Below are 26,208 nucleotides of genomic sequence, written 5' to 3'. Positions count from 1 at the left end.
CCGTGTGCTCAGGCCCGGCGGCGGGCGCGCACGCTCCACCTGCCGTCCGTGCGCGCCAGGTGCACGGGGTGGTCGAAGCACTTGCTGATCCGGTCGCTCGTCAGTACGTCGCCGACCGCACCGGAGGCCAGCAGGCGTCCGTCGCGCAGGAGCAGCGCGTGCGTCGTACCGGCGGGCAGCTCCTCCAAGTGGTGCGTGACCAGAACCGTCGCGAGCTCCGGGTGGGCCGCGCGCAGGGTGTCCAGGCTGTCGAGGAGACGCTCGCGCCCGGCGAGATCGAGCCCGGTGGCAGGCTCGTCGAGCAGGACCAGGCGCGGACTCGGCATCAGCGAGCGCGCGATCAGCGTGCGGCCGCGCTCGCCCTGGGACAGCGTGGGCCACCGCGCGTCGGCCCGGTGCGCGAGGCCGAGCAGTCCGATCAGGTGGTCGGCCCGCTCCTCCTGCTCGGGCGTGGGGCAACGGCGCGGCACCGGTTCGACGCTGTTGGTGAGACCGGTGAGGACAACCTCGCGGACGGGCAGCGGCGAACGCAGCGGGTGGCGCGGGTTCACGTGCCCGACGTACGCCCGCAGCTCGCGCAGGTCGACGCTGCCCAGACGGCGGCCGAGCACCTCGACCGTGCCGTGCGTGGGGTGGGTGACGGCGCCGCAGAGGCTGAGCAGCGTCGACTTGCCCGCGCCGTTCGCGCCGAGCAGCGCCCAGTGCTCGCCGGGGCGGACGGTGAGGCTGACCTCTTCGAGGATGGGGCGTCCGTCGCGGACCACGGTGACGTCGTCGGCGTGGAGGATCGGGGGCGGCGGCCCTGCCGCGGTCGCTTCCTCGGTCACTTCCCCCGTCGCTTCCTCGGTCACTTTCTCGGTCACTTTCTCGGTCACTTTCTCGGTCACTGTCCGGCCCCCGCGCGGTTCACGGCGGCGAGGACGGCCTGCACGGATGCGGTCAGGACGGACGTGTCCAGGCCCGCGCCCCAGCGCTCGACATCGCCGACCCGGCACCTCACGTACGCGACGGCCGCGGCCTCGGCCTCGCTGCCGCCGCCCTCCGGCACGGCGTGCTCGGCGTAGTCGAGGATGCCGACGGTGATCCCGGCGGCGGCCAGCGCGTCGACGAAGGCGGACAGCGGCCCATTGCCCGCACCCTCGAAGTCCCCTGCCCGCTCGCCCACTTGGAGCGTGCAGACGAAACGGTGCGCGCCGTCCGGGGCCCGGTCGGTGGTCCAGGAGCTCAGCGCCACCTCGCCGTCCTGCCCGGGAGCGACGTACGTCGCGCGGAACAGTTCGTACAGCTCCTTCGCCGTCGCCTCCTGCCCGCTGTCGTCGGTGGCCTCCTGTACGACGCGGGAGAAGTCGGGGCGCATGGCCTGCGGCAGGTCGAGGCCGTGCCGGGTCTGCAGCAGGTACGCCATGCCGCCCTTGCCCGACTGGGAGTTGACGCGGATGACGGCCTCGTAGGTGCGGCCGATGTCGGCGGGGTCGATGGGCAGATACGGAACGTCCCACGGCGCCTCGCGCTCCGGCACCCCCAGCTCGGCGGCCCGGCGCGCATGGTGCGCGAACCCCTTGCTGATGGCGTCCTGGTGGGTGCCGGAGAACGCGGTGTGCACGAGGTCGCCCGCGTAGGGGTGGCGGGGGTGCACGGGCAGCCGGTTGCAGTGCTCGACGACCTCGCGGACGGCGTCGATGTCGGAGAAGTCGACCATGGGGTCGACGCCCTGCGCGTACAGGTTCAGGGCGAGGGTCACCAGGTCGACGTTGCCGGTCCGCTCGCCGTTGCCGAACAGACAGCCCTCGACACGCTGGGCACCCGCCAGAACGGCGAGCTCGGCGCAGGCGACGCCGGTGCCGCGGTCGTTGTGGGGGTGGACGGAGAGGATGACGGAGTCACGGCGCGCCAGGTGCCGGTGCATGTACTCGATCTGGTCGGCGTACACGTTCGGGGTGGCGATCTCGACGGTCGCGGGCAGGTTGTGCGTGACGGGCCGGTCGGGGCTCGCGTCCCACAACTCGGTCAGTCCGTCGCAGACTTCGAGCACGTAGTCGGGCTCGGTGAGGTTGAAGGTCTCCGGCGCGAACTGGAAGCGGATGTCGGCGTGCGGCCGCGCGTCGGCGAGCCGCGCCATGTGCACGGCGGCCTCCGCGGCCACGCCGTACACCTCGCTCCTCGACCGGCCGAGGACGACGTCGCGCCAGACGGGCGAGGTGGGGATGTAGAGGTGCACGACGGCGCGGGGCAGGCCCTCGATCGACTCGAAGGTGCGGTCGATCAGCTCGGTCCTGGCGGGCGTGAACACGACGACGGTCACATCGTCGGGCAGCTCACCGCGCGCGGCACGCTCCGCGAGATGGCGTACGAACTCGAAGTCCGTCCTGCTCGCCGACGGATAGCCGACCTCGATCTCCTTGAACCCCATGGACACGAGGAGGTCGAAGAAGCGCCGCTTGCGCTCGGTGTCCATGGGCTCGGCGAGCGCCTGGTTCCCGTCCCGCAGATCGACGGGCACCCACAGGGGCGCCCGCTCGATCCGGGCACCGGGCCAGCTCCGCGTGGGGGCGGGGGCGGGGACGGGGACGCCGATCTCCACGCGCTGCTGGTAGGGGCGGTAGCGGTGGTGGGGCATGGGACTGGGTCGCTGCTGATTCCAGTCGTAGGTGGGAGTGGTTGCGGCGCGTGTCACGGGGGCTCTGCTCCTGAACTCGGTCGGAAGACCGGCAGCACGGCACCCGCGGCGGGGTGCCGGTCGCTTCAGGCCCCGCCGCGGCAGCCGAGAAGAAGGAGCCCGCGGAAGATCATGGCGCTACACTAGCCACACCTCAGGTCCTCAGACAAGTACTCCTCAGACAAGTGGTCGAGAGGCAGCACTCATCAGACGAGTACTCCTCGGACGAGTACCCCTCAGACGAGTACTCCTCGGACGAGTACCCCTCAGACGAGTACTCCTCAGACACGTAAGGCCCACCATGCCGCTCGACTCCGTACGCCCCAGCCCCCTCGTCGAACAGGCCGCCAGCCGACTGCGCGAGCAGATCACCGGCGGCACCTGGCCCGTCGGCACCAAGCTGCCCGGCGAGACGACCCTCGCCAAGGAACTCGGCATCGGCCGGTCCACGGTCCGCGAGGCCCTCCGCGCCCTGACCGGCGCGGGCCTCGTGCAGCCGCGGCAGGGCTCCGGCGTCTTCGTCATCGCGACGGAGGCCGTCGAGGACTGGCCGACCCGGCTGCGGCGAGCGGCGGTCGCCGATGTGTACGAGGTGCGGATGCTCGTCGAGGTGCAGGCCGCGAGGCTCGCCGCCCTGCGCCGCACCGACGAGGACATCACGGCGATGCGGGCGGCGCTGGAGGGGCGCAGGGCCGTGGCGGCGGAGGGGGACGCGGCGTTCGTCGACGCCGACATCACGCTGCACGCGGCGGTCGTGGCGGCGGCCCGCAACCCCGTACTGACCGACCTCTTCGCGGAGTTCGCCCCCGCCCTGCGCGAGGGTCTGATCAGCCTCCTCGAACTGACCGACGTACGCGCCGAGGAGGCGAACCACGGCGACCGGGCCCACGCCGATCTGGTGCGGGCCGTCGAAGCCAAGGACTCCGAGGAGGCGGCGCGGGTGGCGCAGGCCGAACTCCAGTCGACACTGCGCCTGTTGCTCTCCCGCGACCCTGCCGATTCGGCGCGGAAGGTGCCGACCCGCTCGTCGTAGCGGGCCGACATCCTCCGCGGCAGAGCAGAACGCCGAGAACGGTCAGCGCTTGAGCATGAAGGTGAAGTCGCCGGAGACCTTGCCGTTCAGCCGGATCGCCGAGACGGCCTTCCCCTCCTCGATCAGCCGCTCGACCCCGGCCCGCGAAAGGCCGCAGCCCTCGGCGATCAGCCGCACCGGCCGGACCGGGATCCGTGCCGCGAAGCGGACCGAGACGTCGATGACATCGGTGGCGTCGAAGGCGTCGATGGCGTCGCGGTCGAGGTGACCCGAACCGCCGGTGTCGAGGCGCCAGGCGCCGCCCCAGTCGACGGCTACGCGATTACGTCGCCGCAGGACCGGATCCTGCAGCAACTCGGCAGCCAGAGTGGGGTCGTTGGCGTGCAGGCGGTCCAGCAGCTCGGGTCGTACGGAGCGGACGTTCCGCCGTTCGAAGACCGTGAGCTTCGTGGTCTCCCCGCAAGCGGTGCAGAGCGCGAGGAGCCAGGCGTCGATGAGTTTGTGGTGTGCGTTGACGCGAAATTTTCCGTCGGCCCGGAAGCGCTCGGACGCGCAGGCGTGGCAACGGCGGAGAACGAGCGGCAGGCGTGTGGGCATGACGACCCAATGGGTGAGCACAGAGGTACACCGGTTTCAGTGAGAAGACCGCAGCAAAAGGCAGCGCGGCGCGCAGGCGCGACGCGCGACAGATCAGCGCTCGGGGTGTCTCACACGGTGTACAACGGCACGTCCTCGCCTCGGCGATGTGGTTCGGCAGCACGGTAATGGCGGCCACCGGCGCCGCTCCACTGGTTTTCGCCCGCCGCCTCACTTCTTGACAGGTTCGGGAACACGCAGAACACTAACGGCGTTAGCTTTTCTAACGCCGTTAGGGGTTCATGGTGGGGAAGCGGGAAGAGGTACGTCAGCGGACGTTCGCCGAGATCCTGGAGACAGCGGGCCGGATGGCCGAGGCCGAGGGCTGGCGGGCGGTGACCATCCGACGGATCGCCGCCGAGATCGGCTACAGCGCACCGGTGATCTACCAGCACTTCCCGAGCAAGGACGCCGTACTGCACACACTGCTGGAGCGGGTCAACGGCGAGTTGGCGGAGCGGATGCGGGCCGCGGTGGCCGGTCAACCGGCCGCACAGGGGCCTCACTTGGCGGCGGCCGCGTACCTGGAGTTCGCCCGGTCACGGCCCGGCCTGTACCAGCTCATGTCGGGCGCACCGGGCACGGACGTCGATGCCTCCACCCGCCGCGCCGCCGCAGCCGACGTGATCACCTTCACCAGGCAGCTCATCGGCGCGTGGGCGGCCGAGACCGCACCAGAGACCGCGGCAGAGCCTGCCCGTGTCGAGGACGCCTGCGACCTGCTGTGGGGCACGCTGCACGGCCTCGCGTGCATCGGATCGATCGACGACATCGGCTTCGACCGCGCCCTGCGCCTCGCCGACCAGGGAGTCACCGCACTGCTCGACTACTGGTCATCCGCGACCGCGAATCCCGAAGTCCGCCAGCAGACCACCCTCCGCCAGCAGACCTCCATCCGCACGCAGACCACCGAGGGAGAGAAATGATCTACCACCACAACCGCTTCACCTTCAAGACGACCGCCACCGCCGAACGGCGCGAGGAGGCCCTCGCCAGCCTGCGCAACCAGGGCGAGTCGATCGATGCGGTCGCACAGTACGTCGTCGGCAGAGACATCGGCGGCGAGTTCGAGTACGGCGCCGTCTTCGTCATCGAGGACCTCGACGGCTACTGGGAGTACCTGATGGCGCCCTCACACGCCCACACCGACCGGATCGGTCTGCCGCTGCTGGAGTCCTTCGTCTCCTACGACACCACCGACAGCGACGACCCCGGCATAGCCCAGAAGATCGCCGACCTGCATACGCGACGCTACGCAGGCGACCCGGCCCTCACCAAGCTGGTGGCCGACCTCCCCTCCTACACCGGCAGCGGCGCGCCGACCCCCACCAACTCCGGCTGACCGAGCGCACGGCGGACGAACAGGCTCCGCGGCATCACCGTGGGCGCAACCGGTCCAGTGCCGACTGGCTCTCGTCGTCCGCGGCGCGGTAGATCACCAGCAGCTGGTCCGGATCCTGAAGTGGCATGAGCGTTTCGAACTGTACGGAGAGCACCCCGGCGTCGGGATGCCGTAGCACCTTGTGCCCGCGGCCGTTGACCTTGACGTCCCGCTCTCCCCAGAAGTGCGCGAACTCCTCGTCACGGAGGGTGAATTCGGTGATGCGGTCGGCCAGCTCCTGGTCCTCGGGATGCGCGGCCCACGCGGCACGCAGGTGGGCGACCCCCTCCCGTACGACCCGTTCGCGGTCGACGTAGAAGTCGCGCATCCCCGGATGCATCAGGCACAGCCACATCGCATTGCGCTGCGACGGGGGCAGCGTGTCGAAATCCAGGAGCAGACGCGCTATTTCGCCGTTCCAGGCCAGGATGTCGTAGCGGTGGTTCATCAGCATCGCGGGCAACGGCGACAGGTCGGCGACCAGCCGGGCCAGCTGGGGCGGCGCGGTGGTGGCGGACTTGCCGATGTTGCGGGGGCGTTGCCGGGCCAGGTCGAAGAGGTAGGTGCGTTCGTCGGGGGTCAGGCGCAGCGCTCGGGACAGCGCCTCCACGACGTCCGCCGAGGGCCGCAGCCCGCGGCCCTGTTCGAGGCGCACGACGTAGTCGATGCTGACCCCGGCCAGTTCGGCGACCTCTTCGCGGCGCAGTCCCGGGGTCCGCCGGGGCTTCCGGCGCGCAGCCAGACCGAAATCCTGCGGATCCAGGCGCTCGCGCCGGGTCCGCAGGAAGGCGGCAAGCTCCTGTGTGGTGTCCACGGTGCTGGTCATCGCGTTCGATGCTACTGCCAGGGTAGGACCGGCTTTCCCAGGAACTTCTCTCCCTTACTCCCGGCTCGTGGCAGCCACAGGCTTGGTTCCGGCAACGGATCACAAGCACAGGAGGACACGATGTCGCTCACTCTGGACACCTACCGGCTGCTGGGCCGCTCCGGGCTGCGGGTCTCACCGCTGGCGCTGGGCGCGGCGACCTTCGGCACCGAGTGGGGCTGGGGCGCCGAGCGGGACGAGGCGCGCAAGCTGTTCGACCTCTACGTCGAGCGCGGTGGCAACTTCATCGATACCGCAAGCACCTACACCAACGGCAGCTCCGAGCGGCTCCTTGGCGAGTTCACCCGCGGCAGCCGCGAAAGCCTGGTGCTGGCGACGAAGTTCTCGACGCTGCGCAGGCCCGGCGATCCGAATTCCGGGGGAAATCACCGCAAGGCCCTGTTCGGCTCGGTGGAGGACAGTCTGCGCAGGCTGAACACCGACTATCTCGACCTGCTCTACCTGCACGTCTGGGATTTCACGACGCCGGTCGAGGAGTTCCTGCGCGCCATGGACGATCTGGTCCGGCAGGGCAAGGTCCTGTACGTGGGGATCTGCAACACCCCGGCCTGGCAGGTCTCCCGCATGCAGGCGATCGCCGATCTGCGTGGCTGGTCACCGCTAGTCGCGCTGCAGGCCGAGTACAACCTGATCGAACGTACCGGGGAGCGTGACCTGTTCCCCATGGCACGCGAGATGGGACTGGGCGTGGTCCCGTTCTCACCACTGGCCGGCGGGCTGCTCACCGGCAAGTACAGCCGCGACGACCTGACCGCGACGCAGGCCGACACCGACGGCACCCGCAAGGAGTTCAACAGGGCCAACGGCGCGCTCACCGAGCGCAACCTCGCCATCGCGGACGTCGTGCAGGAAATCGCCGCGGAGCAGGGCAGGACCCCCGGCCAGGTCGGGCTGGCGTGGCCCCTGCAAAACCCGGGCGTGACGGCACCGATCATCGGAGCCCGCACCCCCGCGCAACTGGAGGACAATCTGGGCGCCCTGGAAGTCGAATTCACCGGCTCCCAGTTGGCCCGCCTCGAAGAGGCCAGCGCGATCGGGCTGGGCTACCCGCACGACCTCCTTGCCAGTGACAGGGGCCGCACGTTCAACAGCGGCGAGTTGAAGATCGAGCCGCGCCGCTGAGACCCGTTCGGGCGCCGAGGCTCTACCGGCGGGAGCCGTCTAGGTCAGCTCGGCGACGACCAGTTCCGTGGCCTCCGCGATGAAGGCGTTCACGGGTGGCGCGTCGCGGCCCGGGCGGTCCGTCATGACGGCCAGTACGAGGGGATCGGCGTCCGGGGGCCAGACCACGGCGATGTCGTTGGCCCGGCCCCAGTTGCCCGTGCCGGTCTTGTCCGCCACCCGCCATCCCTGGTTCTTGCCCTTGCCCTGGTCCTCGCCCTTGTCCTGGCCCTTGTCCTTGGGGAGTCCCGCCCTGATCCTCTGCTCGCCCACCTCCGTGGCGTTGCGCAGGAGCCAGTCCTCCAGGAGAGCGCGCTTCTCGGCGGGCAGCGCATCGCCGAGGACGAGAGCGCGGTAGTCGGCGGCGACGGCCCGAGGCGTGGTCGTGTCGCGCGGGTCCTTCGGGCGTACGTCGTTCAGTTCGGGCTCGTAGTGGTCCATGCGGCTGGTCCTGTCCCCGAGTCCCCGCAGGTAGGCGGTCAACCGCGCCGGGCCGCCGATCTCACGCATCAGCAGGTTGCCCGCGGTGCCGTCGCTGTACCGGATGGCGGCGTCGCACAGCTCCCGGAGCGTCATGCCGGTCGCGATGTGTTTCTCGGTGACGGGCGAGATGGAGTCGACGTCGGCGGCGGTGTAGGTGACGCGCTTGTCCAGGTGACCGAGCGGACGGTGATGCAGGACGGCCGCCGCGGCGAGCGTCTTGAAGGTGGAACAGAACGCGAAGCGTTCGTCCGCGCGGTGGGTGAGGGTGGCTCCGGTGCCGGTCGCCAGGGCGTGGACGCCGAGGCGGCCGCCGTGCTTCCGCTCCAGCGCGGCGAAACGGGGGGCGAGGCGGGAAGCGGGGCGTGAGCTGTCCGGCGCAGGGTCCGGGGCGGAGCGTGTGGCGGAGCGCCCGGAGCCGGGCCGGTCGTCCGTGCCGCACGCGGCGAGCGGCAGGAGCGCCGCGGCCATCAGGAGGGCGCGGCGGGGCGGACCGGACTGCTCGATGCTCATCGACCCCTGCTCGCTTTCACTCGATGGATGCGTCGCCGCCGTCCGGCTCCTCGCCGCTGGCCGCACATACGTTACTGACCGGCGACCAGGCCATGGACATGGCGATGACCATGGCCATGTCCATGATGCCGAACGGGTCACCTGCGCTCGCGAGGTCTGGGGCCGGAATATCCCCGCCGTTCCGGAGGTTGCCTCCGTTAAGACAGCGGAACACCGGAAGGGCAGTCAGTCATGAAGATCGGCATCATCGGCGCGGGCAACATCGGCGGCAACCTCACCCGCCGCCTCACCACCCTCGGCCACGACGTCTCCGTCGCGAACTCGCGCGGTCCGCACACCCTGACCGCCCTCGCCGAGGAGACCGGCGCGAAGCCCGTCACCGTCGCGGAGGCCGCGCTCGGTGCGGAGGTCGTCGTCGTGACCATCCCGCTCAAGGCCGTCCCCGGCCTGCCCGCGGGCTTCCTCGACGGCGCGGCGGAGGACGTCGCCGTCATCGACACCGGCAACTACTACCCGCAGCAGCGCGACGGAAAGATCGCCGAGATCGAGGACGGCCTGACGGAGAGCCGCTGGACGGAGCGGCAGATCGGCCACCCCGTCATCAAGGCCTTCAACGGCACGTACGCCCAGGACATCCTCGACAAGCCCCTGCCGAAGGGCGCCGCGGGCCGCGTCGCCCTGCCCGTGTCCGGCGACGACGAGGCCGCCAAGAAGACCGTGCGCGACCTGATCGACGAGCTCGGCTTTGACACCGTGGACAACGGCGGCCAGGACGACTCTTGGCGCCAGCAGCCCGGAACTCCCGTGTACGGCAACACCGGTGGGACGGACGAGATCCGCAAGGCGCTGGACGCGGCGTCCCGGGAGCGTACGGCGGACTGGCGCGCCTGAGCACCCGGGCACCCGGGCACCTGAGCACCTAACAGGCCCTAGAACGTGGCCGACTCCCCCAGCGCATCCGCGCCGCCGGAGTCGGCCACGTCTCACCGCCCCCCGACGACCGCCCCGCCCTCCCCGTACAACCGCGCCGAGGCATCCACATGCGCGAGCCTCCGCATGGCGTTGAACACCGCTTCCCCCAGAACCGTGCCGATCACCACGCTCTCCACCAGGTCCTCGACCGCGCCCCGCCGGGCCACGTAGCCGAGGTCGGCGCGGGCGACGAGTTCGGCGGCGTCGGCGTACTCGTCCAGGAGCTCCGTGAACGCGCCGTGTCCGACCCTGCCCATGGCGGCCAGCGCCCGCGCGAGGTCCTCGGCGGCGGTGTTCGCCGGGCTGGCCCGCCAGCCGCGTCGCGCGAGCAGCTCCTCGACGGCGGCGTGCGCGACGGCCGCCTCCGCGTCGTCGTCCGCGCCGCCCTCCGCGCCGAGGCGGCTCGCGGCCGCGCCGAGCACCTTGTGCAGCGGCTGCGCCGGGTCGTCGACGGCGCCGAGCACCTCCGCGATCGCCGCGACCTTCAGGCCGCCGACCTCCAGGAGCGCCCGGATCAGGCGCAGGCGCCGTTCGTGTTCCTCGCCGTACTGCGCCTGGTTGGGGCTGCTCAACTCGCCCTGCGGCAGCAGCCCTTCACGGACGTAGTACTTGATCGTCGGCACCGGCACGCCGGTCCTGCGGCTCAACTCACCGATGCGCACGCCGCGTCCACGCTCCCGTTCCTCACTCGCCCTCACCGGCCCCGTCGGCCGGTCCCGTCCTTGCCATCCACCGCTCCCATCATAGATAGTGGCGCTATCAGATAGCGGATAGCACCGCTATCCATTCCTGCGTTGAGGAGCACCCTCATGTCCCCTACGCCCTTATGGCGCACCTGGCACCGGCCACTGGTGCTGTTCTCCGCGACGATGGTCGCCCTGACCGCCGTCTCCGCCGCGGGGCTCGTCGTCGACGACCGGGTCCTCGTCGGCGCACGCATCTGGTCCAAGCCGTTCAAGTTCTCGGTCTCCTTCATCGCGTACTCGCTCTCGCTCGCCTGGCTGCTCTCCCTGATGGACCGCGGGCGCCGCGCCGGATGGTGGGCGGGCACGGTCGTCGCCGCGACGGGGGTCGTCGAGATGCTGGTCATCACCGGGCAGGTGGTCCGTGGGAAGCGCAGCCACTTCAACCACCAAACCCCGTTCGACGAGGTGCTGTTCAACGTGATGGCCGTGACCGTCGTCATCCTCTGGCTCGCGACCCTCGCCATCGCGATCCTGCTGCTGCGCGCCAGGATCGCCGACCGCGCCTCCGCGTGGGCGATGCGCTGCGGCGTCGCTCTCGCGCTCGCCGGGGCCGCGGTCGGCTTCCTCATGACGCAGCCCGCGCCCGGCCAGGTGCGCGGCGAGTCGCCGGTGGTCGGCGCGCACAGCGTGGGCGTGCCGGACGGCGGGCCCGGCATGCCGCTGACCGGCTGGTCGACGACCGGCGGCGACCTGCGGATCCCGCACTTCTTCGGCATGCACGCCCTGCAGCTCCTGCCGCTGCTCCTGATGGCGCTGACGGCACTCGCGCCGCGTTGTGCCCGCTTCGCCGACGGACGCGTACGGCTGCGGCTCGTCCTGGTCGCGTCGGGTGCGTACGCCGCGCTCTTCGCCCTGCTCACCTGGCAGGCACTGCGCGGCCAGCCCCTGCACCGCCCGGACGGCGTGACGCTGACGGCCGCGGCCCTGATCGCCTGCGCCACGACGGCGTCGACGTACTGGGCGCAGCGCCTCCCCCACACTCCGGCCGCCCCACCCCCCGACGACCCAACTCCCGTTCTCCACAAGGGAGTCGAGCCCGCCGCATGACCGGATTCCTCTTCGACCTCGCCTTCCTCCTGGCCGCCCCCGTCTGGTTCCTCATGATCTTCGCCCCGAAGTGGGGCCCGACCGTCCGCATCGCCGCGTCACCCCTGACGGTCGCGCCCGTCCTGGCCGTCTACCTCGCACTGGCGATCCCCGTCCTGCCCGAGCTGTGGGCCGCCGTCAGGAGCCCCGACCTCGACGGGTTCCGCGAGCTGACGGCGAGCGCGAGCGGGGCGGGGGCGATCTGGGCACAGGTCATCGCCTGGGACCTGCTGCTTGGTCAGTGGATGTTCCACGAGGCACGGCGCCTCGGCCTGCACCCCCTGGTGATGGGACCACTGCTGGTCCTCACGATCCTGCTCTCACCGTTCGCACTGCTGATCTTCCTCGCGCTGCGGGCGGCCATCGACGGCCGGTACGCACGCGCAGCGCCTCCCCACCCGCACGGCGGCTCCGCGAGGAACCGCCGTGCGGGCCTGGGGTGAGCGGTCAAGCGGACGTCGCCCACTCCCGCAGCGCGTTCTCGCTCGCGAAGGCGGCCACGTTCTTGTCCAGCGGTGTCGACGTGTGCTGGTGGATCTTCCACTTCGCCTGGATGCGCGGCTTGCCCGGCGTCACGTAATCGGCGATCCACAGTCCATCGCCCGCGTAGGACGTGTCATCACGGTTCAACCAGAAATCTCGATTCGCGTACAACATGACCCGGTGCGAGGGCCTCAGTCGCTTTACCTCACGAATGAACCGGTCCTTCTCCGCATTCGACGCGGCCGTGTGCTCCCCCGTCCACTCCCAGTCCGCCGCCAGCAAGTCACCCGCCTTTTCGGGCGCCTTGCTCACGAAATACTCCGCCTGTGCCTTGATGTTGCCCGGCCACAGGAAATGGTAGAAGCCGACCACGCAGCCGCCGTCGCGGGCGCGCTTCGTCTGGGCGGACAGTTTCGGGTTGATGTACGAACGGCCCTCCGTCGCCTTTATGAAGACGAAGGAGAGGCCGTCCGTGTCGAAGTTCGACTGGTGCGAGCTGACATCGATGCCACGGATCACGGGCGCCTCCAGAGTGGGCGGAAGGCAGGTATCTGAACTGCCCGTCTGGTGCCCGCTGTCGGCCGTGGCCAACCGTCAACCATCAATCGTTCAACGGAAGATCCCGGTGTGCCCGAGCGAATACCGGCCCGGCTGCGGATAGACCGCGAGGCCGTGCGGACCGTTGCCGACCGGGATGCGAGCCAGCTGCACTCCGGTCCGGGTGTCGATGGCATAGACCTCGGAGTCGTAACGTCCGGAAAGCCAGAGGGTGTTGCCGTCCGCCGAGACGCCGCCCATGTCGGGGCTGCCGCCCTGCGGGAGCTTCCACTTCTTGGTGAGCTTGTTCTTCGGGAAGTCGAAGACGGAGATGGTGCCCTCGCCGCGGTTGGAGATGTACATCTCCTTGGAGTCACGGCTGACGTACAGGCCGTGGCAGCCCTTGCCGGTGGGCAGCAGCTTCGGTGTCGTGAACTTCTTCCCGTCCAGGACCCACATGCCGTGCGCCATCATGTCGGCGATGTAGAAGGTCTTGCCGTCGGGGGACATCTTCACGTCCTGCGGCATCGCGCCCTTGAAGGGGATCTTCTGCTGGCCGACGACCTCCATCTTCTCCGTGTCGACCTTGAGGAGTTCGCCGGAGAACTCGCAGGACACGATGAAGTAGCGGCCGTCCATGGAGAAGTCGGCGTGATTGACGCCCGCGCAGGTGACCGGGACGGTCTTGACGCGGTTCATGGTCTTCGGGTCGCGGAAGACGAGTTCGCGGTCCATGGAGGCCATCACGATGGCGTGCTTGCCGTTCGGCGTGAAGTAGAGGTTGTACGGGTCGGACACCTCGACGGTCCGGCCGGTCCTGCCGGTGACGGGGTCGATGGCGGTGAGGCTGTCGCCGAGGTCGTTGTTGACCCAGAGGGTCTTCATGTCCCAGGAGGGGACGACGTGCTGCGGCTGGTTGCCGACCTTGATGGTCTCGATGACCTCGAACTTCTTGGGATCGATGACCGACACCGTGTTGGAGCCGGTGTTGGGGACGTACACCCGCGGCAGGAACTTCTTGGCCACGGGCTGGAGGGCGTTGGGCCGGTCGGCGGCGTAGACGTCCTTGGGGTCGAGGACGGGCGGCATGCCGGGCAGGCCGGGTGCCGCCTTCGGCTTGGCGGGCTTGCGGACGCCTTCGGTGCCGAGCGCTTCGTTGGCGCGCTCGTCGGAGCCGCAGCCCGCGAGGACGGCCAGGGCCGCACCGGCGGCGAGGACGGCCGCGGTGCGCCGGGTGAGGTTGAGGTTCAGGGACATCAGGTCAGCAGCTCCGTGGTCGTGACCGCGCGCAGGCCGCGGCGTTCCAGTTCGGTCAGGACGGCGGGCAGCGCGGCGACCGTGTCCGCGTACCCGAAGTGCAGGCTCACGACGGATCCCGCGCGGATCTCACCGGTGACGGTGCGGGTGACGGCCGAGGCGCCCGGCGACGTGAAGTCGAGGGAGTCGACGTCGTACGAGAGGACGTGCGGGTAGCCCGCGCGGCGGGCGAGCCGCTCGACGAGGGGGCTCGCCGTCGGGGTGCGCGAGGGGCGGAACCAGGTGCCGACGGAGCCGGTGAGGCGGCGCAGGCGGTCCGCGCAGCCGGTGATCTCGGCGTAGGCGTCGGCCTCGGACATGGCGTTGATGTCGAGGTGGTGATGGGTGTGGTTGCCCAGGTCGTGGCCGCCGTCGAGGATGCGGCGCGCCAGGTCGGGATGGTCGTCGAGCCAGCTGCCGACCGCGAGCACGGTGACGTGGGCTCCTGCCTTCTCCGCCTGGGCGAGCAGGGCCTTCGCGGTCGCCGGGTCGCCCTGGCCGTGGAAGGTGAGGGCGACCTGGGGGCGGGTGCGGGGGCCGTGGGTGATCTGGGCGGGCTGGCCGGGGAAGCGGCGGGGTGCGGGGGCGGCGGCCGGGGCGGGCCGGGCCGGGCGGGGGGTCGTGGCGGCGGGCGGGCGGTCGTGTGCGGGGGCGGCGGGGCCGGTGGCGGCGCACCCGGTGGTGAGTGCGCCCGCGGCGACCAGTCCGGCGCCCGCGCGCAGGACTCTGCGGCGGTCGGTCTCGATCACCCGACCATTTAATGGGGTAAACATGGAAAAGATGCTGATTGCCTGCTTTGGCGCCGCCACGGGTCGGCGGTCCGGGGTCCGGGATCACGCCCTCGCCCCTTGCTTATCGCCTGTCACAGCCTCCGCTTAGCCAGCGTTTACCAGGCAGGTGTCCCATCTCACCAAGGATTCACCTCTAAACTGTCACGGTTTGCCCGCGTATGGACGGATAGAGGCTTTTGGATCAGTCGCGCCCGTCTGCCATAGTCGGGAACACGACCCCCATTGACCCGGGCCCAGGTCGTCATCAGCGGCTGTGGATCACACCCCAACATCCACGGCGCTTCACGAAGGCCCCCTTCGCGCCGACCACGGCCGCCGGGGGCTTTCGCGTATCCAGGATCAGCGGTCGGCGGCCCGCATCTCGAACCACGTCGTCTTGCCGCGCGGCAGCAGGTCGACGCCCCAGCGGTCGGACAGCTTGTCGACGAGGAAGAGGCCGCGGCCGCTCAGGTCCATCTCACCGACGGGCAGCAGACAGGGCAGTCCGCGCGACGGATCGCGGACCTCCACCCGGATCCAGCCGCGCCGCCGCTGCATGCGCAGGCCGAAGACGCGGGCACCGGTGTGCCGCACGGCGTTCCCGACGAGTTCGGAGACGAGGAGGACGACGTCCTCGGTGAGCTTCGGGGAGAGTCCCCAGTGGCGCAGGACGACGACCTGGGCGAGGCGGCGCGCGATGGCGGCGGACTCCGGGCGCGACGGCAGCGGAACCTCCGCGTCCGTGGGATTGCCGAACAACTCGAGCGCCTTCAGCGCATGTTCGTCCTCAACCGCCGGCGACCAGCGCGCCGCGGTCGCACTGCCGTGCCGCCGCGGCCGTTCGTCACCCTCCAGCCCCGCCATGCCCCCATCATGGCCGCCCAGAGCGCTCCCTGTGGCCGTTCCGGCGGATTAGGTCCCCCGGAATCAACCATTCCGGGGGACCTCTTTGGCATATGCCGGTGGCAGTTAAGGGCCGCTGGAGCTGCTGTGACCTGCGATGACTTCCCGCTCATACATGATCACTTACAGCTCCGGAACCGTCGCGCTTAAGCCTCCGTTAAGTCGGCCATAATCCGCCCCTTCGGGGGACGCCGATGCTGACGTACATTCAAAAGGGCGCCCACGGAGCCCAGTTCAGACGAACTTGGCCTTGCCGGGACCCTCCTCGACGAAGCTCCGCATGCCCCGCTCGCGGTCCTCGGTGGCGAACAGCCCCGCGAACCAGGTCCGTTCGATGGCGAGGCCGGTGTCGAGGTCCGTCTCCAGGCCCGCGTCGATGGACTCCTTGGCGGCGCGCAGCGCGATGGCCGGGCCCCGGGCAAGCCGCGCGGCCCACGCGTGCGCCTGCTCGTACACCTCGGCGGCGGGCACGACGCGGTCCACCAGGCCGATGGTGAGCGCCTCATCGGCCTTCACATGACGGCCGGTGAAGATGAGGTCCTTGGCCTTGGACGGGCCGACGAGGCGGGCCAGGCGCTGGGTGCCGCCCGCGCCGGGGATGACGCCGAGCAGGATCTCCGGCTGGCCGAGCTTGGCGTTGTCCGCGGCGATGCGGAAGTCGGCACAGAGCGCCAGCTCGCAACCGCCGCCCAGCGCATAGCCGGTGACGGCGGCGACGACGGGCTTGGGGATGCGCGCCACGGCGGTGAAGGACTCCTGGAGGGCCCCGGAGCGCACGATCATGGCCGCGTGGTCCATGTCCTGCATCTCCTTGATGTCCGCGCCCGCCGCGAACACCTTCTCCCCGCCGTAGATCACCACGGCGCGCACGTCGTCGCGCCGGGCCGCCTCCTCGGCGAGCTCCTTGAGGCGGTCCTGGGTGGCGATGTCCAGGGCGTTCATCGGGGGACGGTCGAGACGGATCGTGCCGACGCCTTCGGCGACTTCGAGGGTTGCAGTCATGGCAGCAGGTTAACGGGGACTAACGCACCGGGGCCCGGTGCACTTGGTCACAGTGCGCCGGGCCCCGTACGGGAAGTGCGGGTGGGGCTTACGCCTTCCACTTCTCCCACGACATGTTCCAGCCGTTGTAGCCGTTCTCGGGCTGGATCTTCTTGTCCGCGGAGTTCTTCACGACGACGAGGTCGCCGATCATCGAGTTGCTGAAGAACCAGCCCGCGGGCGTCTTCTTGCTGTAGCCGCCGCGCACGTCGCTCAGGCCTATGCAGCCGTGGCTGGCGTTGGTGTTGCCGAAGGCGCCGCCCGACCAGTAGTTGCCGTGGATGAACGTGCCGGAGGTCGACAGGCGCATCGCGTGCGGGACGTCCTTGATGTCGTACTCGCCGCCGAAGCCGACGGTCTCGCCGTTCATCCGGGTCACCTGCAGCTTCTCGCTGATGACCATCTCGCCGTTGTACGTGGTGGTGCCCGGGGCGCCCGCCGTGATCGGGATCTTCTTGACCTGCTTGCCGTCGCGGACGACCTTCATCTGGTGCGTCTTGACGTCGACGGTGGAGACCTGGCTGCGGCCGATGGTGAACTTCAGGGTCTTGGCCTGCTTGCCGTAGACACCCGGGCGGCCCTCGACGCCGTCGAGGTTGAGCTTGACGGTGACCTTCGTCCCGGCCTTCCAGTACTTCTCCGGGCGGAAGTCCAGGCGGTCGTTGCCGAACCAGTGGCCCTCGACCGGCACCGACGGCTCGGTCTTGATCTCGATGGCCTTCTCGACCGCTTCCGGGTCGGTGATGCCGCGCGTGAAGTTGACCGAGAACGGCATTCCCACGCCGACCTTCGAGCCGTCCTCCGGATTGAACTGGCCGACGAAGGTATTCTTCGGCGTCAGCGTCGTGAAGACGGAGTCCTTGGCGGAGGCACGGCCGTCGGAGTCCTTCGCCACCGCGTGGACCTTGTACTTCGTGGCCGCCGCGAGGTGGTGGGCGGGCGTCCAGCTGGCCCCACCCGAAGTGATCTTGCCGGGGACCGGGTTGCCCTTGCTGTCCTCGACCTTGACCTCGGAAAGCTTGCCCTTGTCGGCGCCTATCTTCAGTGCGCCGCTGGTGGCCACCGCGTCCGCGCCGTCCTTGGGGGCTATCGAGACGACGGCCGCCGAGGGGGCGTTCTTGTCCGCCCCGCCCTTGCCGTCACCGTCGCCGCCCGAGTCCGAGCCGCCTCCGCATGCCGCGACGAACAGCAGCGTCGCCCCCGACACCACCGCCGTTGCCGTTCTGGCGCCCCGCCGTCGCGCGCGCAGCCGCGCGCCAACCGACGTCCCCGATATCGGTCGCCCGTTCAAGATGTCGTCTCCCCTCGCCGAGCCCGGACTGGTCCGGGCCCGCACCCCAGTGCACCTGCGCGTTTCGGACACGCGCCAGCGATAGATAACCACACCGTTCCCGGCGAACAGTCCCCGCCAATGTCACTGTTCAGTTCCAACTGCCCAGGGGCGCGGGCAGACCATGATCACCTGGTGGTCCACCGCCGGTCACCCGGTGACCACCTGGCGATCACCTGGGGGATCAGCTGGACTTCACCCAGTCCTTCCACTCCATGTTCCAACCGCTGAGGCCGTTGTCAGGAGCGACTTTTTTGTCATTGCTGTTGATGACCTCGACGACGTCCCCGATGAGGCTCCGGTCGAAGAACCAGCCCGCGGGCGTCTGTGAGCTGCCGCCCTTCACATCGCGCAGGCCCACACAGCCATGGCTGACATTCGTGTTGCCGGGCGCGTCCGGGGACCAGTAGTTGCCGTGCAGGAACGTGCCGGAGGTCGTCAGGCGCATCGCGTGCGGCACGTCCGGGATGTCGTACTCCCCGCCGAAGCCGACGGTGCGGCTGTTCATGCGGGTCACCTCCAGCATCTCCGACACCACCATCTTCCCGTTGTACGTGGTGGTCTTGGGGGCGCCCGCGGTGATCGGCACGGTGGAGAGCAGCTCGCCGTCCCTGCGCACCTCCATGGTGTGCTCGGCGGCGTCGACCAGGGACTCCTGGTGGCGGCCGACCGTGAACGTGAAGCTCTTGTCCTGGAGGCCGTAGACGCCGCGGTCGGCCTGGACGTCACGCAGGCGCAGGCCGACGGTGACCTTGGTGCCGGGCTTCCAGTACTTCTCGGGGCGGAAGTCCACACGGCTCTTGCCGAACCAGTGCGGGCGGACCTCGACGTCCGGCTGCGCGGTGACGTGGATGGCGCGCTGCACGGCCGCGCGGTTCTCGATCTCCCGGTTGAACTCCAGGGAGACGATCATGCCGGTGCCGACGGTGGCGCGGTTCTCCGGTGTCACGTATCCGATGAAGCGCTCGTCGGGGACGTAGGTACGGAAGGTGGTGTGCCGGGCCGAGCGGCGGCCGTGGCCGTCCATGGCGACGGCGTCGACCTTGTACGTGGCGGCGAGCGCCAGCGGGCCCTCGTCGACCGGCCGCCAGGTCATGCCGTCCTCGTCGATGCGGCCCGGCACGTCGAACTCCTGCGCGTCCTGCGTCCGGACGACCTTCACCGACTCCAGGCGGCCGTCGGGGACCTCGACCTCGATGCGTTCGTCCGCCCTGATCCCCTTGCTGTCGTCGTCGGGCGTCACCCGGATCGCGTCCGCCGGGGAACGCGGCTTCCCCATCAACCCGTCGACCCCGCCGGAGGAGCAGCCCGCCGCCCCGGCCAGCAGCCCTGCCCATGTCAGTACCGCGGCCAGCGCCGCCCCTGCGCGCCGTGCGCGCCTCGCATCCTGTCTCACGTGGGTCCCAACGACACTCCCCCTGCCGGGGAAACGTGAGTGCGACGCGCACGGTGGGCAGAACCATGGGGAGGACGACGTATGGGGAGCCGCGGCCGGGACGCCGCACGCCCTTCTTCGCGCGTCGACCGACGGAGCCGCAGGAGGCCGACAGGTGTCGAGCGCACCCGAGCAAGGGGCAGTGCAGCAGGCGCGGGCGATGGGGAGCGGCACGACGGAGCGGCCCGCCCCGACGGTGCACGGGAACGGAAGAGCGGCGCCCCGTGCGGCACCGCCCCGGCCCGTGTGGCCGGGGGCGCCGACACCGCTGGGGGCCCGCTTCCGGGTGGGGCCCGACGGGGTGGCGGGCACCAACTTCGCGCTGTGGGCGGGCGGGGCGGAGGCGGTGGAGCTCTGTCTGTTCGACGCCGGGCAGGTGGAGACGCGCTGTCCGCTGACCGAGCTGACGCACGAGATCTGGCACGGCTTCGTGCCGGGCGTGCGGCCGGGGCAGCGGTACGGATACCGCGTGCACGGCCGCTGGGACCCGTGGACGGGGGCCCGCTGGAATCCGGCGAAGCTGCTCCTCGATCCATATGCGCGCGCAGTGGACGGCGGCCCGGGAAACGACTACGGACGGCTGCCCGCCGAGGTGTACGGACACGTGCGCGACTGGCCCCAGCAGCACGTGGCGGACACGGTCCGCGACGACCGGGACTCGGCGCCGTTCGTCCCCAAGGGCGTGGTGGTGCACGACGACGCGCCGGACGACGAGTGGACCGACGACCGCAGGCCGAAGACGCCGTGGGCGGACTCGGTCATCTACGAACTGCACGTGCGCGGCTTCACGAAGCGGCATCCGGGGATCCCGGAGGAACTGCGCGGCACGTACGCGGGGTTGGCGCACCCGGCCGCGCTCGACCATCTCGTACGTCTCGGGGTGACGGCGGTCGAGCTGTTGCCGGTGCACCAGTTCGCGCACGAGGACCATCTGTTGCGGCGGGACCTGCGCAACTACTGGGGCTACAACTCGATCGGCTACTTCGCCCCGCACGCGGCCTATGCGGCGTCCGGGACGCGGGGCGAGCAGGTCGGCGAGTTCAAGCGGATGGTGCGGGCGCTGCACGAGGCCGGGATCGAGGTGATCCTCGACGTGGTCTACAACCACACGGCGGAGGCCGGGGAGCTCGGCCCGATGCTGTCCCTGAAGGGCATCGACAACCGCGGCTACTACCGGCTGCAGCAGAACGACGCACGGCGGTACGCGGACTACACGGGCTGCGGGAACACACTGCAGGTCGTCCAGCCGCACGTGCTGCGCCTGATCACCGACTCGCTGCGGTACTGGGTGTCGGAGATGGGGGTGGACGGGTTCCGTTTCGATCTGGCGGCGGCGCTCGCCCGCTCCTTCCACGACGTCGACATGCTCTCGCCGTTCCTCGCGGTGATCGCGCAGGATCCGGTCCTGCGGCGCGTGAAGCTGATCGCCGAGCCGTGGGACGTGGGGTCCGGGGGCTATCAGGTGGGGGCGTTCCCGCCGCTGTGGACGGAGTGGAACGACCGCTACCGGGGCGCGGTGCGGGACTTCTGGCGGGGCGCGCTGCCGGACGTACGCGATCTGGGGTACCGGCTCTCGGGGTCGAGCGATCTGTATGCGTGGGGCGGGCGCAGGCCGTACGCGTCGGTGAACTTCGTGACGGCGCACGACGGTTTCACGCTGCGGGACCTCGTGAGCTTCGAGCGCAAGCACAACGAGGCCAACGGGGAGGGCAACCGGGACGGCTCCGACGACAACCGGTCCTGGAACTGCGGCGCCGAGGGCGAGACGGACGACGCGGACGTCACGGCGCTGCGGCGGCGCCAGTTGCGCAACCTGATGACGACGCTGCTGCTCTCCACCGGTGTGCCGATGCTGGTCGCGGGCGACGAGATGGGCCGTACGCAGCGCGGCTCGAACAACGCGTACTGCCAGGACAACGAGATCAGCTGGGTCGACTGGGGGCTGCGGGAGGAGCCCGGCTGGCGGGAGCTGTTCGCGCTGACGTCCCGCCTGATCGGGCTGCGGCTGCGTCATCCGGTCCTGCGCAGGCGGGCGTTCTTCTCCGGGCGTGCGCACTCCGCGGACGGGCTGCGGGACCTGGCGTGGTTCACGGCGGACGGCAGGGAGATGACGGAGGCGGACTGGTACGCGCCCGCGGCGACGCTCGGCATGTATCTGTCGGGGCGCGACATACCCGGCCGTGACGCGCTGGGCATGCCGATCGTCGACGAGAGTTTCCTCGCGGTGCTGCACGCGGACGGGGAGCCGGTGACGTTCGTGCTGCCGGGTCCGCCGTGGGCCGAGGCGTACGAGGTCGTGGTGGACACGGCCCTGGAGGACCAGAGCGCCGCGCCCGGCACGGTGCACGGGGCGGGTGAGGCGGTGACGGTGGCGGGGCGGTCGGTGGTGCTGCTGAGGGTGACCGGTAACTGACGGCGGCGCCGTGGCGGTCCCCGAATGCGCCGTCTTGGTCCGGACCTGAGTCTTGCCCCGGCCCTTGGGTGACCCCAAGCTCACCTTATGGACCTGGAGTTGCGGCACCTCAAGACGATCCGGGCGATCGCCGACGCGGGCAGCCTGACCAAGGCCGCCACCGCGCTCGGGCTGGCCCAGCCCGCCCTGAGCGCGCAGTTGAAGAGGATCGAGCGTGCCCTGGGAGGTGCACTCTTCGAGCGCGGGCGGCACGGTGTGCGGGCCACCGCGCTCGGCGAGTTCGTGCTCGCGCGGGCCCGGGTGGTCCTGCCCGCGGTGAGCGGGCTGCGGGAGGAGGCCCAGCAGTTCGTGCGGGCGTGGGAGGGCGGGGCGGGGTTCCGGCTCGGCGGCATCCACGGGCCGCTGCTCGGCGCGCTGGTGGACCGGCTCGCCGCGGCCTACCCCGGGGTGCCGGTGACGACCCACACCTCCTGGTCGGAGCGGGACATCGCGTCCCGTACCGCGGCGGGCAGCCTCGACTTCGCGCTCGTCGGCACGTGCGGGCCGAGCGCGCCGCCGGAGAACGAGCTCCTCGTGTGGCGCGAGGTGGCCCGCGACCCCGTCTTCGTCATGCTGCCGACCGACCATCCGCTGGCCGGTCTTCAGGAGATCGACCTGGGGCAGCTCGCGGAGGAGGCGTGGACGGACGTGCCGGGCGACGGCTGCTTCGCGGACTGCTTCTCCGCGGCGTGCGCGCGGGCGGGGTTCACGCCGACGCGCGTGTACGAGACGGATGTCGCGTCGTGCGTGCATCTGGTGCAGGTGGGGCGGGCGGTGGGGCTGTGCCGGGCGACGTTCCCGCCGACGCCGGGCCTGGTGACAAGGCCGCTCGTGGGGGCGCCGCTGTACTGGCGGCATCTGCTCGGCTGGCACCCGGCGGCACCGGCCCACGACACGGCGGCGGCGGTCCTCGCCCAGGCCCGTGCGGCCCACACGGAGGCGGCGGCCCGCAGCGACAGCTACACGGCCTGGCTGTCGGCCCCGTCGCCGCCGGCCCCGTGACCATAACGTCGCCACCCGGGGTCGAATGACAGCTGGGTGGGGGCTGTTGAGGGTTCTACCGTGTGGGCGATCCCCGCTCGTCCTTGGCAGATCGAGGAGACCTCGTATGCTCCCCACCCATCACAGACGTGTCGCCGCCGCGTGTGCCGCGGTCGCCGCGGCAGGTGCGCTGGTCTTCGCCGGGCTGCCCGGCGCCGCGTCCGCTTCTCCCTCATCTTCCCCCTCCTCCCCTCCCTCCTCCCCACGGCTCTCCCCCGCCGAGAGCGCCGCCGTCGACAAGACCTCTCCCGGAGTCTTGAAGGCCATGCAGCGCGACCTCGGCCTCACGTCGGCGCAGGCCGAGGCCCGTCTGGTCAACGAGGCCGAGGCCGGCGCCGTCGCGGGAGCCCTGCGGAACGCGCTCGGCCGTGACTTCGCGGGCGCCTGGGTGCACGGTGCCACCTCCGCGGGGCTCACCGTGGCGACCACCGACTCCGGCGACGTGCCCGCGATCGAGGCGCGGGGCGCGCGGGCCGCGGTCGTCGATCACTCGGTCGCTCAACTGGACGCGGCCAAGGCCCGCCTGGACCGTGCGGCACGCAAGGCGGCGCCGCGTGAGGCGCCCGTCTGGTACGTCGACGTGCGTTCCAACGCGGTCGTGGTGCGGGCCCTGAAGAACAGCGCAGCGAAGTCACTCGTCTCGGCGTCGGGTGTGGACGCCTCTCTCATACGCGTGGAAAGGAGCGCGGAGCGGCCGCGTCCGCTGTACGACCTCGTGGGCGGCGAGGCGTACTACATGGGCGGCGGCCGCTGTTCCATCGGCTTCCCGATCACCAAGGGCACTCAGCAGGGCTTCGCCACGGCGGGGCACTGCGGGCGCGCGGGCACGGCGACCAGTGGGTACAACCAGGTGGCCCAGGGCACGTTCCAGGCCTCCATCTTCCCCGGCAACGACATGGCCTGGGTCGCCACGAACACGCAGTGGACCGCCACCCCGTACGTGAAGGGCCAGGGCGGCCAGCGGGTCGGCGTCGGGGGCTCGACCCAGTCCCCGGTGGGTGCGTCGATCTGCAGGTCGGGCTCCACTACGGGGTGGCACTGCGGCACGATCTCGCAGCACAACACCAGCGTCACCTATCCCGAGGGCACCATCAGCGGGGTGACCAGGACGACGGTCTGCGCGGAGCCCGGCGACTCGGGCGGCTCCTTCATCTCGGGCAGCCAGGCACAGGGCGTCACCTCGGGCGGTTCGGGCAACTGCTCCAGCGGCGGCACGACCTACTACCAGCCGATCAACCCGCTGCTGCAGCAGTACGGTCTGACCCTGAAGACCACGGGCGGTGGCGGCGACCCGGGCCCTGGTGACCCGGAGCCGGGCGGCACCTGGGCGGCGGGCAAGGTGTACGCCGCGGGCGACACGGTCACCTACGGCGGCTCCACGTACCGCTGCCTCCAGGGTCACCAGGCGCAGCCCGGCTGGGAGCCGCCGAGCACTCCGGCGCTCTGGCAGCAGGCGTAGCGGGCCTGGGCCCGCAGGGTCAGCCGAGGATGCCGCGGCCGTACGCCGTCGCCACGGCCGCGGCACGGTCCTTGACGCCCAGCTTGCCGTAGATGTGGGTGAGGTGCGTCTTGACCGTGGCCTCACTGATGAAGAGTTCGACGGCGATCTCACGGTTCGACGTGCCCTTGGCGACGAGCGCGAGCACCTCCCTCTCACGGGTGCTCAGCGGCTCGTTGCCGGGGGCACGCACGCGTGAGACGAGGCGGGACGCGACGGCGGGCGAGAGGACGGTGCGTCCTTCGGCCGCCGCACGGACCGCGGTGAACAGCTCGTCGCGCGGGGCGTCCTTGAGCAGATAGCCGGTCGCGCCCGCCTCGATCGCGGGGAGCGTGTCGGAGTCGGTGTCGTACGTGGTGAGGACCAGGACGCGGGCGCGGGCGCCGCGGCGGGTGAGCTCGGTGATCGCGTCGACGCCGCTGCCGCCCGGCATGCGCAGGTCCATCAGGACGACGTCGGGGTCGAGTTCGGCGGCCAGGGCCACCGCCTCCACGCCGTTCGACGCCTCGCCGAGGACCTGGAAACCGGGGGCCGACTGGAACATGCCGCGCAGGCCGTCGCGGACGACGGGGTGGTCGTCGACGACGATGAGAGTGATCACTTCAGTGCTCATGGCGCACCAACGGTACGCGAGCGGACACCGCGGTGCCGCCGCCCGCCTCGGACTCCACGGTGAGCGATCCCGCGATGCGTTCGGCGCGGGCCCGCATGCCGTCGAGGCCGAAGCCGCCGGTGCCGGTGCGCTCCACGGTGGCGAGGGGGTCGAAGCCGCGGCCGTCGTCGCGCACGTCCAGGGTGACCTCGTCGCCCATGAAGGACAGGGTCACGCCGAGGCGGGCCGCGCCCGCGTGCCGTGCGGTGTTGGAGAGGGCCTCCTGGACGATGCGCAGGAGGGTGGCCTCGATCTCGTCGTGGAGGTGTTCGGCGGTGCCGGTGACCGTGAAGTCGGCGCGCACCCCGGTGCGTTCCGCCCACTGGGCGACGGTCTTCTCCAGCGCCTCGGGGAGCCTGTCGTGCTCCAGGGGCGCGGGTGACAGGTTGTGGACGGAGCGGCGGGCCTCGCCGAGGCTGTGCCGGGCCAGGTCGGCGGCGCGGTCCAGGTGCTCGCGGGCCAGCTTCTCGTCCTGGGCACCCGAGACGACCTGGAGCTGGGCGATGATGCCGGTGAGGCCCTGCGCGATGGTGTCGTGGATCTCGGCGGCGAGCCTGCGCCGCTCGTCGGCGACGCCCGCCTCCCGCGCCTGGACGAGGAGTTGGGAGTGAAGCGCGGCGTTCTCGTCCATCGCCTGCTGCAGCGCGGTGTTGGTGCGTTCCAGCTCGGCGATGGTGGCGGCCGCGTCGAGGGCGCGCCGGTCCTCCTGGTCCGCGAGGTGGCCGAAGACGACGAGCAGGGCGATGTTCACCGCGAGCAGGCCGCCGAAGACGACCCAGCCGAGCTCGTCGTCCGGCGGCAGCCCGCCGGACTGGGAGCCCGCCATGATGACGGCGGTGGCGAACCGGCCGAGCTTGACCAGGCGCGGGGGCAGCATCCGCTCGGTGCCGAAGTAGCCGACCACGGCGTAGAACGCGAAGAACGGGTTGAGCCAGGTGAGGACGAAGGCGATCGCCCAGCGCAGCACGTAGTAGACGGTGGATGCGGGCGTCGGGCCCCGCTCGGAGTGGACCTTCGTGCCGCGCCACAGCTGCAGTGCGGCGCCCGCGGCGACCAGGGACCCGGCCACGTACCAGTCGCGCCGGTCCATGCCGACGACACCGCTCGTGGCGATCGACATCAGGAGGCCGAAGCCCAGGAGGGCGTACGGCCCCCAGCGGTGGAACATCCCCCAGCGCTGCTCGATCAGTTCCGTGGCGTCTGCCGTGCTCGTGCTCACG

25 protein-coding genes are annotated in these 26,208 nt (G+C 70.7%); 10 read left to right on the top strand and 15 right to left on the bottom strand.

Annotated features, from left to right (window positions below; all coding sequences use genetic code 11):
- Positions 1–8: 8 nt before the first annotated feature.
- Together ABZV77_RS17145 and leuA are read right to left on the bottom strand one after the other, a co-directional pair.
- Positions 9–764: an ATP-binding cassette domain-containing protein gene (locus ABZV77_RS17145; protein WP_356257635.1), complete on the bottom strand. Its 756-nt coding sequence runs from the start codon at positions 762–764 to the stop codon at positions 9–11.
- Between the two features lie 119 nt (positions 765–883).
- A complete protein-coding gene (gene leuA / locus ABZV77_RS17140; protein ID WP_356257632.1) occupies positions 884–2,617 on the bottom strand; it encodes a 2-isopropylmalate synthase in 1,734 nt (577 codons plus the stop codon).
- Between the two features lie 340 nt (positions 2,618–2,957).
- Here leuA and ABZV77_RS17135 point away from each other — a divergent pair, with 340 nt between their 5' ends.
- Positions 2,958–3,689 (top strand): FCD domain-containing protein, encoded by a 732-nt coding sequence (locus tag ABZV77_RS17135; RefSeq protein ID WP_356256833.1) that lies wholly within the window; start codon positions 2,958–2,960, stop codon positions 3,687–3,689.
- 42 nt (positions 3,690–3,731) lie between these two features.
- Here ABZV77_RS17135 and ABZV77_RS17130 read toward each other — a convergent pair whose 3' ends face one another.
- Positions 3,732–4,307 carry a DUF1062 domain-containing protein gene (locus ABZV77_RS17130; protein ID WP_356256831.1) on the bottom strand — a complete coding sequence of 192 codons (576 nt, stop codon included), beginning with the start codon at positions 4,305–4,307 and terminating at the stop codon, positions 3,732–3,734.
- A gap of 263 nt (positions 4,308–4,570) precedes the next feature.
- On the opposite strand from ABZV77_RS17130, the gene ABZV77_RS17125 reads away from it, so the two are divergent.
- A complete protein-coding gene (locus ABZV77_RS17125; protein WP_356256828.1) occupies positions 4,571–5,251 on the top strand; it encodes a TetR/AcrR family transcriptional regulator in 681 nt (226 codons plus the stop codon).
- The gene (locus ABZV77_RS17120; RefSeq protein ID WP_356256825.1) at positions 5,248–5,667 is read left to right on the top strand and encodes a Dabb family protein; all 420 of its coding nucleotides are present in this window, start codon (positions 5,248–5,250) and stop codon (positions 5,665–5,667) included. Before ABZV77_RS17125 ends, ABZV77_RS17120 begins: the two co-directional genes overlap by 4 nt.
- A 34-nt stretch (positions 5,668–5,701) precedes the next feature.
- Here the strand turns inward: ABZV77_RS17120 and ABZV77_RS17115 are convergent, their stop codons facing one another.
- Entirely contained in the window at positions 5,702–6,532 is an 831-nt protein-coding gene (locus tag ABZV77_RS17115) for a helix-turn-helix transcriptional regulator (protein ID WP_356256823.1), read from the bottom strand.
- A 120-nt stretch (positions 6,533–6,652) separates the two neighbouring features.
- On the opposite strand from ABZV77_RS17115, the gene ABZV77_RS17110 reads away from it, so the two are divergent.
- A complete protein-coding gene (locus tag ABZV77_RS17110) occupies positions 6,653–7,714 on the top strand; it encodes an aldo/keto reductase (RefSeq protein WP_356256821.1) in 1,062 nt (353 codons plus the stop codon).
- Between the two features lie 39 nt (positions 7,715–7,753).
- Here the strand turns inward: ABZV77_RS17110 and bla are convergent, their stop codons facing one another.
- Positions 7,754–8,746 (bottom strand): class A beta-lactamase, encoded by a 993-nt coding sequence (gene bla / locus ABZV77_RS17105; protein ID WP_356256819.1) that lies wholly within the window; start codon positions 8,744–8,746, stop codon positions 7,754–7,756.
- A 231-nt stretch (positions 8,747–8,977) separates the two neighbouring features.
- On the opposite strand from bla, the gene ABZV77_RS17100 reads away from it, so the two are divergent.
- Positions 8,978–9,637, top strand: a complete 660-nt coding sequence (locus ABZV77_RS17100; RefSeq protein WP_356256817.1) for an NAD(P)-binding domain-containing protein — start codon at positions 8,978–8,980, stop codon at positions 9,635–9,637.
- Positions 9,638–9,729: 92 nt separating this feature from the next.
- On the opposite strand, the gene ABZV77_RS17095 is transcribed toward ABZV77_RS17100, so the two are convergent.
- Positions 9,730–10,380, bottom strand: a complete 651-nt coding sequence (locus ABZV77_RS17095) for a MerR family transcriptional regulator (RefSeq protein WP_356256814.1) — start codon at positions 10,378–10,380, stop codon at positions 9,730–9,732.
- A gap of 207 nt (positions 10,381–10,587) precedes the next feature.
- Between ABZV77_RS17095 and ABZV77_RS17090 the strand changes: the two genes are divergently transcribed.
- Together ABZV77_RS17090 and ABZV77_RS17085 are read left to right on the top strand one after the other, a co-directional pair.
- The gene (locus tag ABZV77_RS17090) at positions 10,588–11,511 is read left to right on the top strand and encodes a hypothetical protein (protein WP_356257630.1); all 924 of its coding nucleotides are present in this window, start codon (positions 10,588–10,590) and stop codon (positions 11,509–11,511) included.
- Positions 11,508–11,993: an ABA4-like family protein gene (locus tag ABZV77_RS17085; protein WP_356256812.1), complete on the top strand. Its 486-nt coding sequence runs from the start codon at positions 11,508–11,510 to the stop codon at positions 11,991–11,993. Before ABZV77_RS17090 ends, ABZV77_RS17085 begins: the two co-directional genes overlap by 4 nt.
- A gap of 4 nt (positions 11,994–11,997) precedes the next feature.
- Here the strand turns inward: ABZV77_RS17085 and ABZV77_RS17080 are convergent, their stop codons facing one another.
- The 7 genes from ABZV77_RS17080 to ABZV77_RS17050 all read right to left on the bottom strand — a co-directional run bounded on the left by ABZV77_RS17080 (position 11,998) and on the right by ABZV77_RS17050 (position 19,306).
- Positions 11,998–12,552, bottom strand: coding sequence for a glycoside hydrolase family 25 protein (locus ABZV77_RS17080; protein WP_356256809.1), 555 nt, complete (start codon positions 12,550–12,552; stop codon positions 11,998–12,000).
- A 90-nt stretch (positions 12,553–12,642) separates the two neighbouring features.
- Positions 12,643–13,827 (bottom strand): YncE family protein, encoded by a 1,185-nt coding sequence (locus tag ABZV77_RS17075; RefSeq protein ID WP_356256806.1) that lies wholly within the window; start codon positions 13,825–13,827, stop codon positions 12,643–12,645.
- A complete protein-coding gene (locus tag ABZV77_RS17070; RefSeq protein ID WP_356256803.1) occupies positions 13,827–14,615 on the bottom strand; it encodes a polysaccharide deacetylase family protein in 789 nt (262 codons plus the stop codon). The genes ABZV77_RS17075 and ABZV77_RS17070 overlap by 1 nt, the downstream gene beginning before the upstream one ends.
- 381 nt (positions 14,616–14,996) lie before the next feature.
- The gene (locus ABZV77_RS17065; RefSeq protein ID WP_055569791.1) at positions 14,997–15,500 is read right to left on the bottom strand and encodes an ATP-binding protein; all 504 of its coding nucleotides are present in this window, start codon (positions 15,498–15,500) and stop codon (positions 14,997–14,999) included.
- A 273-nt stretch (positions 15,501–15,773) separates the two neighbouring features.
- Positions 15,774–16,541: an enoyl-CoA hydratase-related protein gene (locus ABZV77_RS17060; RefSeq protein WP_356256800.1), complete on the bottom strand. Its 768-nt coding sequence runs from the start codon at positions 16,539–16,541 to the stop codon at positions 15,774–15,776.
- Between the two features lie 88 nt (positions 16,542–16,629).
- Positions 16,630–17,871 (bottom strand): Ig-like domain-containing protein, encoded by a 1,242-nt coding sequence (locus tag ABZV77_RS17055; protein WP_356256797.1) that lies wholly within the window; start codon positions 17,869–17,871, stop codon positions 16,630–16,632.
- Positions 17,872–18,094: 223 nt separating this feature from the next.
- Positions 18,095–19,306: an Ig-like domain-containing protein gene (locus ABZV77_RS17050; protein WP_356256794.1), complete on the bottom strand. Its 1,212-nt coding sequence runs from the start codon at positions 19,304–19,306 to the stop codon at positions 18,095–18,097.
- A gap of 154 nt (positions 19,307–19,460) precedes the next feature.
- Between ABZV77_RS17050 and glgX the strand changes: the two genes are divergently transcribed.
- From glgX to ABZV77_RS17035, 3 genes are all read left to right on the top strand, one after another.
- Positions 19,461–21,758, top strand: coding sequence for a glycogen debranching protein GlgX (gene glgX / locus ABZV77_RS17045; RefSeq protein ID WP_356256791.1), 2,298 nt, complete (start codon positions 19,461–19,463; stop codon positions 21,756–21,758).
- Between the two features lie 87 nt (positions 21,759–21,845).
- Complete coding sequence (locus tag ABZV77_RS17040; protein ID WP_356256788.1) at positions 21,846–22,799, top strand: LysR family transcriptional regulator; 954 nt, start codon at positions 21,846–21,848, stop codon at positions 22,797–22,799.
- 106 nt (positions 22,800–22,905) lie between these two features.
- A complete protein-coding gene (locus ABZV77_RS17035; protein ID WP_356256785.1) occupies positions 22,906–24,297 on the top strand; it encodes a carbohydrate-binding protein in 1,392 nt (463 codons plus the stop codon).
- 19 nt (positions 24,298–24,316) lie between these two features.
- On the opposite strand, the gene ABZV77_RS17030 is transcribed toward ABZV77_RS17035, so the two are convergent.
- The gene (locus tag ABZV77_RS17030; RefSeq protein ID WP_356256782.1) at positions 24,317–24,949 is read right to left on the bottom strand and encodes a response regulator transcription factor; all 633 of its coding nucleotides are present in this window, start codon (positions 24,947–24,949) and stop codon (positions 24,317–24,319) included.
- Positions 24,939–26,156 (bottom strand): sensor histidine kinase, encoded by a 1,218-nt coding sequence (locus ABZV77_RS17025; RefSeq protein WP_356257627.1) that lies wholly within the window; start codon positions 26,154–26,156, stop codon positions 24,939–24,941. Before ABZV77_RS17025 ends, ABZV77_RS17030 begins: the two co-directional genes overlap by 11 nt.
- Positions 26,157–26,208 lie beyond the last annotated feature (52 nt).

The organism is Streptomyces sp. NPDC004732, assembly GCF_040609235.1.
Classification (GTDB): Bacteria; Actinomycetota; Actinomycetes; order Streptomycetales; family Streptomycetaceae; genus Streptomyces.
This window is presented reverse-complemented; position numbering and strand designations above follow the sequence as displayed.